Annotated in this window: 6 protein-coding genes; 1 reads left to right on the top strand and 5 read right to left on the bottom strand. The window is 65.1% G+C overall.

Annotation, left to right across the window (positions count from 1 at the left end; all coding sequences use genetic code 11):
• Positions 1-68: 68 nt before the first annotated feature.
• The gene (locus QX126_RS19385) at positions 69-2,186 is read right to left on the bottom strand and encodes a S8 family serine peptidase (RefSeq protein ID WP_315782985.1); all 2,118 of its coding nucleotides are present in this window, start codon (positions 2,184-2,186) and stop codon (positions 69-71) included.
• 17 nt (positions 2,187-2,203) lie between these two features.
• Positions 2,204-3,319, bottom strand: coding sequence for a phosphatase PAP2 family protein (locus QX126_RS19380; protein WP_315782983.1), 1,116 nt, complete (start codon positions 3,317-3,319; stop codon positions 2,204-2,206).
• A gap of 230 nt (positions 3,320-3,549) precedes the next feature.
• Between QX126_RS19380 and QX126_RS19375 the strand changes: the two genes are divergently transcribed.
• Positions 3,550-5,253 carry a hypothetical protein gene (locus QX126_RS19375; protein WP_315782981.1) on the top strand — a complete coding sequence of 568 codons (1,704 nt, stop codon included), beginning with the start codon at positions 3,550-3,552 and terminating at the stop codon, positions 5,251-5,253.
• A 283-nt stretch (positions 5,254-5,536) separates the two neighbouring features.
• Here the strand turns inward: QX126_RS19375 and QX126_RS19370 are convergent, their stop codons facing one another.
• The 3 genes from QX126_RS19370 to QX126_RS19360 all read right to left on the bottom strand — a co-directional run bounded on the left by QX126_RS19370 (position 5,537) and on the right by QX126_RS19360 (position 17,058).
• On the bottom strand, positions 5,537-8,368 hold the full coding sequence (locus QX126_RS19370; protein WP_315783196.1) for a DEAD/DEAH box helicase: 2,832 nt from the start codon (positions 8,366-8,368) through the stop codon (positions 5,537-5,539).
• A 1,144-nt stretch (positions 8,369-9,512) separates the two neighbouring features.
• Complete coding sequence (locus QX126_RS19365; RefSeq protein WP_315736158.1) at positions 9,513-11,396, bottom strand: hypothetical protein; 1,884 nt, start codon at positions 11,394-11,396, stop codon at positions 9,513-9,515.
• Complete coding sequence (locus tag QX126_RS19360; protein ID WP_315782979.1) at positions 11,389-17,058, bottom strand: hypothetical protein; 5,670 nt, start codon at positions 17,056-17,058, stop codon at positions 11,389-11,391. Before QX126_RS19360 ends, QX126_RS19365 begins: the two co-directional genes overlap by 8 nt.
• Positions 17,059-17,085 lie beyond the last annotated feature (27 nt).

Below are 17,085 nucleotides of genomic sequence, written 5' to 3'. Positions count from 1 at the left end.
CGCGCCTGTGCTGGCTCACTGTCTGCCAGCATGCTGCAATTGCGCGGCGGCGAACCAGGGAGTCGGGATCAGCGCAAGTTTGGGCTGCGCGGATAGGTCCGCGGCGGCAGGCCGGGGTGGCCGCTCGCACGCAGGATGAAACCGCCGATACGGGCCTTGTCACACGGCGAAGCGGCGACCGCATCCTGCTTGATCGGCTCGAGCACGGCGGCGCCCGGCGGCGGGACGTCGGAGCTGGCCACGGGACCGTCGGTCACCGCAAGCGACGCAAGCACCGGGCCTGGTTGCAGCGATGCGAGATAATCTGCGAGCCTACGTACGAGTTGCGGCGCTGCCACGCTGGTGCCGCGCATCGCCACCACCGAACCGCTCCGCGTACCGGCCGCGAGCACGCCCCAATGCGCGGGCCCCTGGTCGGCGATGGCAGCACAATCGGGCTCGGCGCGCCCCGGCGTCGGACCGCTCGCCGTATAATCCGTCGGCTGGCCCGCGGCATCGACGGCGCCGACCACGAGCGCGCCCGCGCCGGTCGCGAGCGCCGACAGTGTGTCCTCGCGAGTCATGGGGCAGCCGCTGCTGTCCGGATCGCTGTAGCTGCCATCCAACGCCGCACGCTGATAGCCCCCTGCATGATCGAAATAGGACTGACGTCCATGCTGCACGTTGCCCAGCGGGGTATCGTCGCGCTGGATGTAGAGATGTGCGGTCAGCGGCGCCTCCGATCCGTTGGTGACGGAAAGCCGCCAGCGTCCGGCCGGCGCTGGATGCCTCACGCTCCAGCGCGCGGTGGTCGGATTGACCGACAGATGAAAGCGGGCGCGGTCGGGCTGGCCGGCCACCGTGGCCAGGTGGCCATTGATGGCGGCGATCGGCTTGCCGTCATCCTCCAGCACCTGCACATCGCCATCACCGAATCCATCGATCATGCGCGGCACGCCGCCGGGCGGCGTCAGGCTGACGCCGACACGCGGCCATTGCTGCGCGATCGCTTCGCCGTCGAGCCATATCTCGAGATGATTGGACGTACCGTCATCCGGCAGCATGATCCAATCGATCTGATCGGAGGCGCCGGGCTGCACAGCCATCCGGCCCGTAGTCCGCTCGCGATAGCTGTTGCCGGCCGGCAGCACCAGATAGGTCGGGCCGCCGCGTTGGTTGCGGCGCTCGATCATCCGCGACAGAGCCTGCTCGATCTCGTGGCTGCCGTTCTTGGGGCCGGCCGCGATGCCATAGCTGAAATTGATGACGAGCGGCAGCTTCGTGCTGATCCGGTCGGCCCACAGCATGATCTGACGCGCTCCCTGCAGCACGTAGCTCGCCATGGTAACGCCGGTCGTATCGCCGGACACCGGCGACGGCAGCTGCACCGCCAACAGAGGCCGCTTGCTACCGATATCTTCCGCGGTCGGATCGTAGCCGCCGGAGAGATCGAGGATGTGTGTGCCGTGCGAGACCCGTTGCGCCAGCGGCTTGTGCTGATCATTGCCGAAATCGGTCATGCCGAACGCGCGATAGATGTCGGCCTCGCTCGCATTCGCCGCAAACAGCACGTCGAGCTCATCGCCGGTGAGCCGCTGCCCGGCGGCGACGCCGAAATCCTTGGTCCGGCGCTCGACATCCTGCAACCAGATCGCTCGGATGCGCGATCTGCCGCTCCTGCTGCGAAAACGGCGGTTGGCAAAGGCGATGCCGTCATCGATGACGCCGATAGCGACCTGCCGCGTCAAATCCGTCAACGGCTTGCCGAGATCGGTCGGCGCGGCGATGACTGCGTCGAAGCGGAGCCCTGGAATCGGCGGGCCGACATGGATCGTCGTGAAGAGATCGTTGGCGGCAGTGCGATTGGCGATGTCTTCGGGCCGGTAGATAAAGAACTGCACATCGCGCGGATCGTCCGGCGGCGGGACGCGACCGATGCGGATGTCGTCGATCAGCTTCGTCAGCAGATCGAATTCGTCGGCCGACATGCGGATGGTCAGCGCGTCAGCAGGCTCGTCCGGCTCGTGGCCGGCGGCCACGATGGCGGCCAACTGGCCGAGATGGGCCACATAGCTGCCGTTGGCCTCCGGCAGCAGTTGGATCTGCGCGCTGCACCAGTCCAGCCTCTTGCCGAGCGGCCTGTTGCGCAACTCCCAGTCCTGATAGGGATTGGCTCGTTCGGCCCGATCTCCTCGCCAGCCTCTCATGCGCCTGTCCTTTCGTGTCAGCCAACGATCAGGCGGCACTCGGCGAGCGCCTGCGTCCAGAGATGCTGCAAGATCGGCGAGACTGGAACGGTCGATGGCGTGCCGGCCTCGATGATCGCGCCGCCCCCACCCTGCTCGCTGGCGACGTTCGCAGCGGCCGATCGCCTGTAGGACATCGCCAGCACATCGTCGTAGCGGAAATCGTCGTTGAACCCCCGCCCGTCGAACTTGCGCATCGTGACCTGGCCGCAGCCGGAGCAGCGCGCAATGAACAGCTCCGCCAAGGTCCAGCCCAGCACCATACCGGCCACGCTGTCGACCGGAAAATGCACGCCGGCGACCGTCCGGTTGATGGCAATGCGCTCGGCGTGGCGCATCAGCTGCACGAACACTGGATCGGTCGCATCGACATCATCCCGCCCGGTCCTCGCCTTGCGCATGAGGGCATTGATCACGAAGGCCGCGGCAAAGGATTCCGTGGCATGGCCGCTCGGCAGCGAGCCATGCCCCGGCGTCTGGATCATCGGCTGTATCTGCGCTGAGTATTCGATTGGACGCCGGCAGGTGAGCGCATGCTTGACCCGCATTTCGATCGTGGTCGTCACCTGCAGGATCAGCGCCAGCAGCTCGGCGGTGTGCGGGCTGCGGCTCGGATTCCAGTATCCGACCAGACCCAAGAAGCTGGTGAAATCGTGCAGCTCAGCCAGGATCTCGCTGCTGCGTTCCATCCGCAGCGCGGCATAGTTGAACACCCAAGCCGCTTGTTTGGCGAAGTCCGCGGCATTGGGACGGATCATGTGCACGATCGGCGTGAACGTCTCATCGCTGCGGCCACGGTACTGAAGCGAGATCGAGGTCTCGCCTTCGTCATAGACAAGGCCCGACAACAGCTCGCCAGCGAAGATGCGCAGTCGCACGTCGCGCGACCAGCGATCGAGCGCCTCTGGCCCGGCAGTATAGTGATCAGGCGTGTGTGACGGCTGGTTCCAGTAGCCGACGACGCCCTCCCGGCTGGTAATCAGCGCGCGTGCGCGCGACGAGGCGCGGGCACGGCGGCCCTCGCCGCTCTCACCGCTTTCGCCGCTCTCACCACTTTCGCCGCTTTCTCCGCTCTCCCCGCTTAGCCATGCCATCTGCCGCCTCCCTGCCTGGCCCGGCGGACTTGCTCCGCCCGTTACCACTGAATGGTCGTTTTGACGGCACGCGCGGTCAAGCCGCCCGCCTTCGAAATGACGGCGTTTCACGGATTTTTCACGTTGACAGCAAGGGTGTTGGAGACTTCACTACTCAATCATTGGTTTCCGTATTTTCACGACTGATTACATCATGGTTGTGGGCGACGAATGTGAGCTCCGATCCAAAATTGCTGATCAAGCTTCTTGGTCCGTTTCGCGTGGTCAAGGCTTCTGGCGAGGATTGCACGCCCAGAGGACGCAAGGCTTGCGCTCTCATTGCGATGTTGGCGCTGGCGCGTGAGCACAAGCGATCGCGGGTCTGGATCCAGGACAGGCTCTGGGGTAGCCGCGGCAAGGAGCAAGGCGCGGCCAGCCTTCGCCAAAGCCTGACCGAAATCCGCAAGGCGCTGGGCGACTACCGCTCTCTGCTTTGCGCTGACAGCTTCGTCATTTCGCTCGATCCAAAGCTATTTGAGACCGACATCGCCCGTTACGCTACCGCGTCACCGCAGCAGACGATGGCGCCTCCCCAAGGTGAGTTTCTTGAAGGCTTTGACATTGCAGAGGAGGAGTTCGAGGATTGGCTGCGCGAGGAGCGTGCGCGATTCCAGACGCACGTCGCGCCGGCGCCTGAACTCCACCACGCCGCCAATCTCGCGACCGACCTTGCAGAGCACCTGCAGCCCCCCAAGGAGCGGCCCTCACGAAACCGGATCGTCCTGATCCCCGGCTGCCGGACAGGCCCGTCGGATGCCGCGGTCGTGACGGATAGCCTCGTCGATTCCATCGCCAAGACGATCAAGGAACTGGGCGTAGCCACGATCCAAGATCGTCGCGACATGAGCGCGTCGGCCGCCTGGCCGGCGGACACTTTGCCCGGAGATGGCTTGACTGGTGACGATGGCGCCTCGGTCAGCACGCTGTCCCTGCGCTCTGATGTGTTCGGATCTGACACGAGCAAGATCGTTCGGCTCGCGCTGCTGCAGCGCCCTGCGAACACGCTGGCATGGTCGTCGACATTGCAGATCAACGGCGACGGTACGCTCGACCTGAACGACACCAATGTGATGAGAACCATCAACCTGGTGGTCAACTTCGCCGTCGATCAGCTCGCTCATATCGAGGATGGCGCTCCGAGGTCTGCCTCCCATCTATGCTATGCTGGTATCCTGCGCCTGTTTCGACTTGGCAGAGCCAACTTCGAGTCCGCCGACAAGCTGTTCGCGGCTGCTTTCGCGGCCGAGCCACGCGGCATCTACCTCGCGTGGCGCGCCTATTTGCGCACCTTCATGCTCGCCGAGCGTCAATTCAACTGCCGCCAGACGATCGAGGCGGAGGCTTTCGATCTGATGTACCGGGCGCTGGAGCTCGAACCTTACAACTCCTATGTTGCTGGCCTGAGCGCGCATGTCCATTCCATGATGCGACGCTCGTACGTTGCCGCCTATGAGCTGGCCGAGCGAGCCATTCAACTGAACCACGCCAACCCGATCGCCTGGGCCTGCCTGGGAATCGCAAAGAGCTATCTCGGCAAACCAGAGGACGGCTTCCAGCACACATTGCTTGCCCGTACGATCGCTGGTGCGGCACCATTCCGTTTTCAGCTCGATGCCCTGAGCTGCATTGCAGGGACGATGGCGGGAGAACTGGACAAGGCCGTCCATCTTGCAGAAGCCAGCCATGCTCTTGCTCCGACCTTTGCGCCCCCCTTGCGATATTTGTCGGCTCTCTATGCGCATAATGGGCACCGTGAGCTTTCTTTCGAGATGGTTCGCAAGCTGCAGACAACGGAACCAGACTTCTCATATGACAAGCTGAGGGATAAAGCCTATCCCGCGGCTGGCCTCCATCGGACATCAATCATCAACTCGCTGCCAGCCCGACAGTTCTAGCGGCGTCACACTTCATCCGAGAGGTTGTGGAGCGGCAGACGCGATCGCTTACGGTCGCAACGCAGTCCACGCGCATCGATTGACGCGAGCGAAGGCCACGAAAGAAAAACCCAAGGACGCCTCATCCGACGAGCCGCTTCAGAACAGCTCGAACGATCGTCTCTGCGTCAGCGCAACAAGGGTTCTCTCAATCGTCCTTGCCAAGGGTCAAGCTCCATCGCTTTCATTTCGGGGCCCGACGAGAGCACACAGGACCGCTTCAAGCCGGGTGACGCGTCACTCTTCATTCGTCCAATAGATCCAAGAACTGTTCGACCCTTCGTAGGGCAGGCTCATCGCTGCGCCCGGGATAGACGACGCGATCGCCCTCGCGCTGCAGTGAGCGCGAGCGTAATTTGCCGATCCTCCCTGCGAGCATCGTTGCAGCAATCGCATCCGGGCCGACATCGAGACGCATGATCCCTCGTTGCCGGCAATCTACCCTGAGCTTGGCGACAGCAAAGAAATTGCTGGCCTCAGATGGCAGCTTGCCGAATCGGCGGTGCGTTTCATCCTCGAGCTCCTCCAGCTCGTCATCACTCCGGCACCGAGCGGCTCGAGCATAGATCTCGAGCCGGACCGCCTCCGATTGCACATAGCTCGCGGGAAGCAGCTCAGGGATGGGAAGATTCAGCTCAGGGATCCAGAGCGCGGACATTCCATCGCGGTCTCCCTCCAGGGCAAGCGTAAGAAGGTGGCCGTAAAGCGTCGGTCCGAACACCTGCGTGTGGCCGGATTGTCGATCGGAGCGCAGGTCGCCGCCGCCGCGGAGGTCGAGGTCGCGAGCGCTGATCGCGAAGCCGGCGCCCGGACGGCTCAATTCCTCGAGAACGGAAAGCCGTTTTTCCGAGCGTTCGGAGCCGCCTTCCGTTAGGAAATGTGCAAACGCCCGGATGCCGCCGCGTCCTACGCGTCCCCTGAGCTGATGCAATTGTGCCAGGCCAAATTTTTCCGGCCAGCACACAACGATAGTGTTCGCACGTGGAATGTCGAGGCCGCTTTCCACGATGTTGGTTGCAAGTAGTACATCGGCACGACCTTCGACGAACCCCATCAATCGCTCGTCAATCTCGTCCGTTGGCAACTTGCCGTGAATGGTAATGATACGTAGTTCCGGCGCCAGCGCGTGGATCCTGGCCAGCAGGGGATCGAGATCCTGGATCCGCGGACAAATGACAAAACTCTGACCGTTACGTCTGTGCTCACGAACCAGGGCAGCGGCGATAGCTATGTCCGAGAGCGGTGCCACCTTGGTGGCAACCGGAACACGATGGACCGGCGGGGTCGCGATCACGCTGAGATCCCTCAAGCCCGTCAAGCCGGCCGCAAGTGTGCGGGGGATCGGAGTCGCACTCATCCAGAGCCTGTGGCCGTTCTTATTGAGGCCCGACAGCATGGCCTTCTCAGCAGCGCCGAAATGCTGCTCCTCGTCAATGATGATCAGGCCAAGCTCGGCAAATCTCACCTCCTTGGATGCGAGCGAGAGGGTCCCGACGACGACCCTGAGTTCTCCGCTCTTGAGGCGCTCCCTTACCTTTCGCGCTTCGGCGGTCGAGGCAACCCGCGACAGGTTTCCAACATCGATGCCAAGAGGCGCGAAGCGCTTGCGGAACGTTTCGACATGCTGTCGTGCCAGCACTGTCGTCGGCACGACGATAGCGACCTGCTTTCCGGCCAGCACGGCGGCTGCCGCTGCTCGCAGCGCCACCTCGGTTTTGCCAAAGCCGACGTCCCCACAGACGATCCGGTCCATCGGGTGCCCCGATGCAAGATCATCCAGAACGTCGCGGATGGCCTTCGCCTGATCGGGGGTAGTGAAATAGGGAAAACGCGCGACGAACTTCTCATAGACAGCAGGGCGCGGCACGAGCTTCGGAGCCGGGCGCCGACGGCGCTGACTCATCTGCTTGGCCAGCTCCTTTGCGACCACATGAATCTCCGTCTCGGCAGCAGCTCGCCGCGGCCGCCATGAGCTGCCGTCGGCCTTGTCCAGCGAGGTGTCTCCGAGCTCAGCGGCGTAGGGCCAGATCAGGGCCAATTCTGCGAGAGGGACGAGAACGGCATCGTTTCCGGCGAATACCAACCTGACCATCTCGCGCGCCGAAAGTTCTCCCGTGCCCATGGATCTCAAGCCGCCAAGGCGTGCGAGTCCACGTTGCAGATGAACGACCACGGATCCGAGTTCAGGGAGGTCTCCCGAATCGAAGCCGGGCGTCCATGCCCAGTTCATCGGTTGCGGTTGGTGTGCCCTGCTGCCGAGCACGTCGGCAGCAGTGATGACCACGAGCGGCTTCTTTCCAGGAACGACAAAGCCCGCATCGAAGCCTGCCAGCAATGCGGCCTGCTGCCTGCCCGTTGCGGTCGCGTGCGTCCAATCCGGCACGCATTCGGCCTTGATAGCGCTCATCCGGGCCATCACACGCAAATCCGCTTCGACCGCAGCGACGAAAAGCACACGTGCCCTACCGCGCTGGGCTTCCTCGACAAATGCACGGAGGGCCTTCCGCGGAGAGGCTGCCTTGTAGAACTCTGGCGTCGCACGATACGGAGTGGTTGGCGGCAACACAGTGATCTTCTTCGCCGCCAGCTCCCATTCGCGTCGGCTGAGATAGGCACGGTCGCGCTCACTGCGGGCGGCCGCATCCTCGATCGTGCTCAACCAGGTGTCGGCGTGCCTGGGCACGGTGCTGTCGGCGATCCATTTGGCGCGCGCACAATAGTCCAATAGGCTGGACCTTCTTCGAGCCCGGCCCGTGAACGTCAGCCGCTCGGACATCGGGTCAATCAGGAGCTCCTTCGTTTCGGAAATCACCTCTTGGTCTATCGGATTGATCGCTGCAATGCGCCGGATTCTCCCTCCGGAATGCTCTATCCTAAAAGGTCCGAACGCGCCGGCTGGGAATATCTCGAAGGTGTTGCCGTGAAACAAAACTCCACCGGGATAATCCGGACTATCGTCCAGGTCGTACCCGAGAGCTTTCAGACGGGCCTCAAGGTCTTCCTCGGAATAGACGGCCCCGGTCCGAAGTGGAAATCCGATACGAGACCAGTTCGCAGGCAACGGCAGGAGCTCCATTATGGCCTCCGCCGTCGTGATCAGCAGGATCGGCTTCTTTGCCCTGGCAAGGCGTCTCAAGACGGAGCTCCGCCGGCCCGCGATATCACGTGAAGGCTCAAGCTGATCGAACGGAAGCGTGTTCAAACGGGGATAGACGAGCACATCACAGCCCGGCTCGATAACTGGGATGATCGAACCCAACAGCTCGGCTCGGCTCTCATTTTCGGCGAGGAACACAAGTCCGCCTCGACCCGAAGCACGCCATCGCGCCGTAAGATACAGCGCCAACACGCCCAGTGGCGACGAGGAGGAAATGCCAGTCCGAATCGGAGCCTTCGTTGTTGTCGCAACCGATGTCTTCTTCCGCGGGGCGGCCTTTGGTGACGCGGAGCGCTTTGCTGATGTGTTCTTGCGCGGCGTTGAGCCACGGAGCGTACGAAGAGCAGTGGTCACTGAATTCTCGTGCTGAATTGACGAATGCTAGGCAAGCCTGCGAATCTTTGTCGAGCTTTAGCGGATTCGACGGCTTCAAGGGATCCAAACTTCGGAGTGTCGATCAGCGTTCTCCCCTTAAGTGCGACGGTGTCACCAACCAGCACCATCGTCGCGCTCCACGTGGCAGACTAGGGTGCCATGACAACTATGACTTAGAGATTCGTTCTTGAATGACCATGGTACGAACGCGTTGATAAGCGTGATTGCAGCCTTGATGACGGGGCTGCACAGAAGTCACGAGCCCGGCTGAGACGGCCTGCGGTGGGACTACCCGTCACCAGGTTTGAGCAGAACCGGCGGTTGCCCATGCTAGAAGCGATGCCGCGTGATCTCTGCCCTTATGGCTATGGCCTCTGCCGAAGAGGCTCAGGCCGCAACGTACAATAACGCAGTGACTCTCGATTCGGAACAATCAAGGCGAACTTCTCCGCGCTCAACCTTGAACGGTGTTCCTCGTGCTGGCTCTCCATTGCTTCTGTCATGAAGGAAGCGCTGAGGTCGGGAATGGGTCTTCGGATAACACTTGCCGGCCGCTACGTAATCTTGGGGCGCCGAGCGTCTGCCGTCGCGCGAGAAATTGCCGACTTGGGAATGGCGCGCGCCCGTTCAACCCTCCATCTCCGGCGGCCGCGCCACCGCTATATTTCGACGGTGACGTTTCATGCGTTCATGCCTTCCGCTTCGGAAGGATCGCGTCGAAAGCGAGCCTGCTCGACCGCTCGCCGCGATCGGTCTCCTTGCGGATGCCGAGCCAGACGAAAGTGCGGCCGTTGTACCAGCGCGTGCGCTGGAAGCTCTGGGTGACACGAATGCCCGCGCGCGGCACCTCCTCCTCATGGAGATTGTAGCCCTGCTGCTGCGGGAGGTCGAGACCGTGGCGCAGCAGATCGGTGCGAGGTTCGACGCGCACCGGCGGATCCGGGTCGCGGTCGATGACCCGCAGCATTGCTGCGCGACGCAGCTGGATCTCGCGGCTGTCGTTGTCGATGTGCACCGGGATGAATGGAATCCAGTTCTCCGGCATCTCGCTCATCAGCCGATAGCGGATCGCGGCGTCGTTCTCAATCGGCGGCGCAGGTGGCGGGCCCGGCGGCAGGCTCTCCTCCACCAGGCGACGGAAATAGCGGCGGGTGTCGAGCGCGGCGCTGCGCCCGCTCTTGCTGTCGCCCGAAGCCAACATCACCCGCGACTCGACACCCCACACCATGTTGGCCATCTCGTCGCGGAACAGTTCCACCGACTCCAGCGGCTCGCTCTCCTGGATCTTCGGCACGCTGGGCACGATGAAAAGGCTGAGATCGGCGGGAATGTCGTCGCTCCCCTTCGTCGCCAGCGTAAACATCGACCAGCGTTGCCAATCCGCGTCCCCGCCCTTGCCCGCGGCTTCGACCCAGATCCGCTCGCCGAAGACGTTGGTCACGCTCATGCCGGCGACCCGGGTGATCGTCCCGGCCGGCACCGTGAACGGCATCAAAAACCAATCGTTGGCGTAGACGAGGCCGAATTCGATCAGCAGCAGCTTGTTGACGTCCGTCGTCTCCGGATCAATGTCGCCGAAATTCGTTCGTCCCTCCTCAAAGGTCCACCAGCGTGTGTTCGGCATGCCGTCGAACTGGATCGGCGCCGGGATGAACGACGCCGTAAAGGTCGTCTCGACGGCGGCCGGCGGCGGCGCGTCCGCCAGGTCACCGAGTCCTGCGCCGGAGGCGTCGACGTCGAAATTGTACCAGTCGAGATGCCCCTGGAAGTATTCGTCGGCGACCACGAGCTTCTCGCCGCCCGCCTTGGGCGCCGACGCGGCGAAGGCGTATTCGAGGCGATCGGGCAGCCAGGCATCGGCGGCCCCCGCGGCGGACTGGTAGAACGCCTCCCGGTACCAGCCAAGGAATTCCGCCTCGGCCGTCTCGATCGCAGCGGCGCTGGCCGGATTGCCGAGCACGACGAGGTCGTGCGCGTGATTGCCGGGCGCGGCCGTCAGATGCTCGACGAGGTCGTAGCCGTCCATCGACCGGCCGGCCAGCGCCGCCATCGTCTGCCAGGCTTCGCGATGGGCGGCGACCGGCGCATCGGCCTTGAGCGCGGGATCTGGCATGGCGACCGGCAGCGCCGCGATGAATTGCTGGGCAAGCCCCGGCTCGATGCCGGCGACGAGCTTCAGCCAGCGCCGGCCCAGGGCGATGCGGAGATCGAACGCGATCTTCTGGCCGGCGAGACGGAACGGGATCGGCCGCCGCTCGACCTTGGCTTCGAGCGGCACGTCGTCGGCGAACGCTTCCGGCGGATTGCCGGCCGCGCGGTATTTCGTCAGTTCGGTGGTCTCGATGTGCACCTTGGCGACGACGGGCGAGCCGGCGTCGTCGCCCTGAAACTCGCCCATCTGCCACTGCTTCGTCAGCAGCCACAGCGGATCACGGACCTCGGCCTTGAGCGCGCGGTCGAAGTCGTGCGTGCGTGGGCGACCCTCGAGCCTGTTCCACAACGTGATGGTGGGCAGCTTCACCTTGCCGGAGAACACGGCGGAGAGGTTCTGAACCGCGACATAGTCAGCCATTGCCCGTCTCCGTCTCGGCCAGCACCGCGGCGAGGTTGTTGTTGAAAGCGAAGTTGAGCGAGGCCGTGATCGGATGGAAGGCCACGGCGGACACCAGCGCCGGCAGGAAGCGGGCATAGGCGGTCGTGTCGACGTGGTCGGGCTCGATCGCGCGCTTCTTGGCGAGGTCCATCGTCTCGCGCACCGTGTCGACGAGATCCTGCCACTGCCACGAGCCGACAAATTTCGGCGGCAGCGCCAGCAGCAGAGTCTGCGGCGGCTCGGCGTTTGGCCGGTCGAAGTGGAACGCCAGACCGGTATCCTCGGTCGGGCGCGGGATCACTTCGGTCCACTCGTCGAGCAACAGCCCGAGTTGCCGCCGCGCCGGATCGAAGCTTTCGGCGAAATGCGCCGTATAGAGCAGCTTGTCCTCGTCGATCACGAACGGCTTTCCGTCGGCATCGGTCTCCGGGAATTCGAGTCCGAGCCACGGCAACTCGGGGCGATGCGGAAATTGCAGCGCCTGCAGCGCGACGCCCGCCCCCGTGAACGCGTCGGCGAGATGCTGCGAAGCTTCCAGACCGTGCAGCTTCGACCGCACCCGCGCGACACCCGTGAACCAGTCGTCGAGCGGAAAGCGGCGTCCGATCGTCGTCTTGACGAACCCGAGAATGGTCTCGTCCGCCTGCGCGCCCGCGCCCCAGGCGTTGCTCCATTCACCGGCCTGCGCCGCCGGCAGGCCGAAATCCGGAACGATCTTGAAATCTTCGCCGAACAGCAGCTTCGCCGCCGCGGTCAACGCCTCGATCTTGTTCTTCGCCTCCGCCGCGGCATCGTATTGATCGAGCCGGGCCTGGATCGCCGGCAGCCGCGTCGTCAGCTCGAGCGCGAGCGCGGCGGTGCGCTTCGCCATGTCCTCTGCGAGCGCGACGATCGCCGTGCGCTGTGCCGCGATGTCGATCGCCGCCGCGTCGAACGCGGCGTTCGCAGCCTTCGACGCCTCGATGCCGTCATGCAGGGCGGCGAGATCGGACGCATTGTCGTAGAGCACGATCAGAACGGCGCGCTGTCCAACGAAGGCGGCGCGCTTGCCGCTCATGAGATCGTCGCGGAAATCGTCCGGCTGCGCCGGTAGAGGGTCGGTCGCCGTGGTCGCGATCAGCTTTTCGGCCACCCGCAGCGCCAGGAACTTCGCCGCGTCCGGCGCGCCGGAATCAGCGTCGTAGGCGACTATGCGTGCGTCGAACTCGGCGAGCTGCCTGGTCCATCGAGCGATGTAGCCGGCGAGTGCGGCGTGCAACTGGGCGAAGATCCGCCGCCGGTCGGCGTAGACGGCACCGGTACCGGTCTGCAGCGCCGCGAACGGACCGAGACCCTGCATCACCGACACGAAGCCGGTGATCGTCTGCTCGATCTCCGTGGCGATTTGGGCCTCCTGCTTGGCGTCGAGGCGGGCCTGCAGCGCCGTACGGAAGGCGTCGAGATCCGCAAGCCGCGCGGCGAGCAGATCGCGCGGCAGCGTCGCCCGCTCGCGCGCGAGCGCCGCGTCAAGATCGACGGCCTCGTTCGCCTCGCCGGCCATCGCCATGTCGCTCGCCTTGAGCGGACGCGAACGCAGCAGCAGGCTTCTGAGATGCCGCATCAACGCCGACAGCTCGAACAGCGGCACATGCCCGGCGATCGCCGCGATCCTCTCGCGGTAGGCGATCGTCAGCATTGCGTCCGGGCGCGACGGATGGACGGCGATCACATGCGCTTCGATCAGATCGTCGAGCGCCTTGGCGGCCGGATCGTTGTCCGGATCGAGCAGATACAGCAGGTCGATCGGCAGCAGGCCGAGATCGGCCTGCGTCACGTTGTAGGCGACGGAGGAGAGATCGAGCGGGTCGGTGACCGTCACCGAGCAGGCGACCGCTGCCGGCGGCGGCAGAATGCCCGCGAGCCAGGCGTTGAGCGCAGGCTCCGCCTTCGCCCGCGGCGATGTCAGCGCGCCGTCGTTCGGGTCGAGCCCGGCCTTGAGATGCAGCGCCACCCGATGGGTCAGCGTCACCCCCGACCGCGGCGTACGCACCACGTCGGGGGTCGCCGGGAATTTTCCCTTGGAGTAGGTGTCGAGCACGGCGCCGGCGCGGTCGTAATTGCCCTGCACCACCTGATGCACGCTCTCTGCCATCGCGAGGTCGGCGACCGCGTCGGCGATGTCGGCAATCCGCGCGGCCTCGGCGGTGATCGCCGCGGCCTGCTGCGGGCTCGCCGCCGGCAGGTCGGCATCGTGGCCGAACGGGTAGCTGCTCACTCCGCTGGTCTTGATGTGCTCGACCAAAGCAAGGCCGTCGATGACGTTGCGCGCCTCCACCCGGTTGATCCGCAGTCGCCGACCGAACGCGTCGAGCCGGCCGGTACGCGTCGGAGCCAGCCGGTCGCCGACCAGCGGGAACACCTTGCGGAGGTCGTAGATGAACCCGTCCACTTCGACGTCGTGGCGATCGTGCAGGCCGCGCTCGAACTGATAGCCGAGCAGCGCGCCGAGGCTCTGCTCGCCCTTCATTCCCTCGATGATCGACAGCGCGATGCGGACTCGTTCCGAGCTGAGATTGACGGCGAGGCTGCCGGGATTGTCGGGCGTGGCGTTGGACAGATAGCCGTTGCGCAGCACCGCGGCGGTCACCGCTTGGTTCAGCGACGGCGCGTGGATGTAGCCCTGGTTGCTGCGGTCGCGCATCAGCTGCGGCGCATCCGGATCGGCGAAGATCGCCGCGAGGTTTGCCGGCAGCTCGACCGCCGTCAGCTTCTTGAACTCCGGCTTGACGTTCTCGAGCCAGCCATAGGCGCCGAGATAGATTCCGGTCTTCGCCTCGCCGGTCGGTGCGCCCGGCTGGGCGGTCCCCTGGCCGGCACCGTTCGGATAGCGCATCCGCTCCAGTTGGCGGCTCATGATGCCGCCGTACCAGGCGTCGAACCGGTAGGTGCAGAGGTCGAGATGCTCGGCGAACACCCGTTCCAGAACCGCCGTCGGGGACCTCTTCAGCCGTTCGAGCGCATCGAGCTGGCGCTTGAGATACGCGGTGGCGACCATCGAGGTCAGCACCGTCGGGATGAACTCGCCGACCGTCCTCAGTCCCGTTCCGGTGACCGCGGCGTCGCTGCGGTGGAGGTAGCGCCAGCGGCTGCCGCCGGCCGCAGCCGGCACGGCGAGGCTCGCCTCCTCGACCTGGAAGAACTTCGGCTCGCGCCGCGCCGCCTTCAGCTCGGTCTCGCCGATCAGCCCGGCATTGAAGAACAGGCGGATGCTGGTCTCGACGAAGCTCAGGTCGAGCGCGTGATGCAGCATGAGATACAGCAGCGCGTTCGGGCGCTGGGTGAAGCCCTGCTGCAGCCGCAGCGCGTCGTGGGAGGTCGCCGCAGCCTTGATCAGCCAGCCGATGTAGTTGTCGCCGCCGGCGGTGTAGGCGCGGATCTGCTCGGTCTCCGACAACGGACGGTCGTCGATCAGCGGGCCCTTGAGCTGGTTGGGCGCCTTGAGAAAGAGTTTCTCAAGGATGTCCGGCACCTCGATCCCCTCGGGCGGCGTGTAGCCGAGCTGCTTCAGCAGATCGAGCCCGCTTCCAACATAGCCCGCGGCGAGCAGGAGCGCGACCAAGGCGCCGCCCGCCCCCTGCATCGCGAGGCGGTTGTACAGTTCCTTGAAGCTTTCGGCGAAGCGCTGCTGGAATTCCACCGATCCGGCGTGCAGGCCGAGGACATCGAGCAGTATCTGATGACGGTCGCCGTCCGGCTTGCCGATGTACGACACCCGCGACATCAGCGGCTCGAGATCGGCCTCGACCTTGCGCAACAACTGATACAACCGCGTCAGGAACCGAAGTTCCGGATCATCCGGCGCGTGCGCGGCCCCGACTGCGACGTTCGCCCCCGCGAAGATCCACTGGATGCGCGAGCGCGGCGTCGCCGGCAGGATGCCGTAGGGCTGACGACCGACGCGGATCGTGGGCATCGGCCCGCGTGCCGACACGTGCCGGACGAAGAAGTCGCGGGTCCGCTCCACCGTCGAATCGTCGAAGACCGGATGAAGCATGCTCTCCATGAAGTAACCGAGCGTGGCCGGCCACAGCGCCGTGTTCATGGCGCGGGCGTCGTTGACGTCGTGGCGATGGTAGAAGGGGATCGCCGCCAGCGCGGCCGGATCGAGACCGAGCGTGGCGGCGAGGCAGCGTCCGTCTGTCCGCTCGAACCATCCGTCGGGGTCCAGGGGCGGAGTGCCGAAGTAGTGATCGAAGCTGACGTCGGACTCCTCGCGCCAGCTGTAGGCGGCGCCCTCGCCCTCGACGTTGTTGGTCGGCTGGCCCTGCGGCAGGATCGAGAACCCCGCCTTCGACTGATGATGATGGGTGAACAACTGCTCCAGCGCGACCCGGCCGGCGTCTGCATCGGCCCCGAGCCGCACACCGAGCACCATCAACTGATCGAAGCCACGGCGGAAGGCGGGCGGCGTTAGCGGCACCCGGAATCCCATGCCGATCTCGACGGCGCGGTCGAAGTTGCGCACCCATTCGAGCTCCGGACCGAACTTGATGTCGTCGCCGTCGTGCGCGACCGATGCGTCGTCCGTTCCGGTCGGCGACGGCGTGACCGGCAGCGGCGATGGAATCGGCTTTCCGAGCTGCTCGAGTTCGAGCGTTCCGCCGTTGTAGCCGAGCAGGACGAGGCGATCAGGCAAGGTCCGGGCGGTCGCCGGCTGCGACCAGCCGATCTCGCGCATCGGCGTGGCGTCCGCGGCGGGAAACTCCAGATACGCGGCGATGACCGTGGTGGTCGTGCGATCCGCGCCCTCGGGCGGCGCGTCGGCGAGATTCCGCGGCCGGTACGCCTCACGGACCGCCGCGGCGCGCTCGGCGCCGAGCGCGTTGTCCAGCGCGGCGATCGCGTTCATCTGCGCGGCCGCATCCGTCCCCGCGCGCCACAGCGCCGTCCAGAACGTGCTGACCGCACCTCGCTCGGGATCGACCAGCGGCGCGCTGGTCACCACCGTCAGGATCACGGTCGGCACGCCTTCCACCCTGGCCGGTCGCGCGGCCTCGTTGAGCGGGCGATGAGTCTGGGTCACGTAGTAGGACCGCCCCGAGCCCTGTCCGCTCAGCAGCGTTCGCCAGGCGGCCCGCTCCCCGGCGGTGTCGCGGTTCGCCCGCCAGACGTCGGCCCAATAAGCCTGGGCGCGCTTCACCTCGTCTTCCGACAACGCCTCCTCGAAGCTGTCGACCGCGATGTCGTCCGGATAAGCCCGGACCCACAGCTCGTCGCGGTCGCCGCCGAATTCCGTCGCTTGCTTGAAGCGCGTTTCGATCCGCAGCGGCATCAGCAGGATCGGCGTCTGATCGGACAGCAGGCCGATGTTGCGGCGCGGGTCGGTGAAGTTCGCGAACAGCCCGATATTGCGGACCACTTCGTCCTTCGCCACCTTCAGCGCACCGCCCAGCCGCTCGATCTCGGAGGCCGCCGCCTTGATCTCCTTGTCGATCGCCGCCAGCGCCGGATCGTCGGCGCCCTTGCTGACGCGCTCGGCCCGTGCGCGGTCGCGGATCAGCCGCGCGCGGGTCTGGCGAAGCCGGCCGATCTCGCGCGACGTCGCATCGACCGCGGCGCGCGACGCTTCTAGCTCCTTGCGGATATCATCGAACTCGGACATTTCGCCTCCGCCGCCCCCTGTCGTGTC

The sequence above is a fragment of the Bradyrhizobium sp. SZCCHNPS1003 genome (genome assembly GCF_032381555.1).
GTDB lineage: Bacteria > Pseudomonadota > Alphaproteobacteria > Rhizobiales > Xanthobacteraceae > Bradyrhizobium.
This window is presented reverse-complemented; position numbering and strand designations above follow the sequence as displayed.

Coding starts and splice junctions, on each gene's coding strand:
- QX126_RS19385 (WP_315782985.1), bottom strand. CDS start 2,186: ATGAGAGGCTGGCGAGGAGATCGGGCCGAACGAGCCAATCCCTATCAG.
- QX126_RS19380 (WP_315782983.1), bottom strand. CDS start 3,319: ATGGCATGGCTAAGCGGGGAGAGCGGAGAAAGCGGCGAAAGTGGTGAG.
- QX126_RS19370 (WP_315783196.1), bottom strand. CDS start 8,368: ATGGAGCTCCTGCCGTTGCCTGCGAACTGGTCTCGTATCGGATTTCCA.
- QX126_RS19365 (WP_315736158.1), bottom strand. CDS start 11,396: ATGGCTGACTATGTCGCGGTTCAGAACCTCTCCGCCGTGTTCTCCGGC.
- QX126_RS19360 (WP_315782979.1), bottom strand. CDS start 17,058: ATGTCCGAGTTCGATGATATCCGCAAGGAGCTAGAAGCGTCGCGCGCC.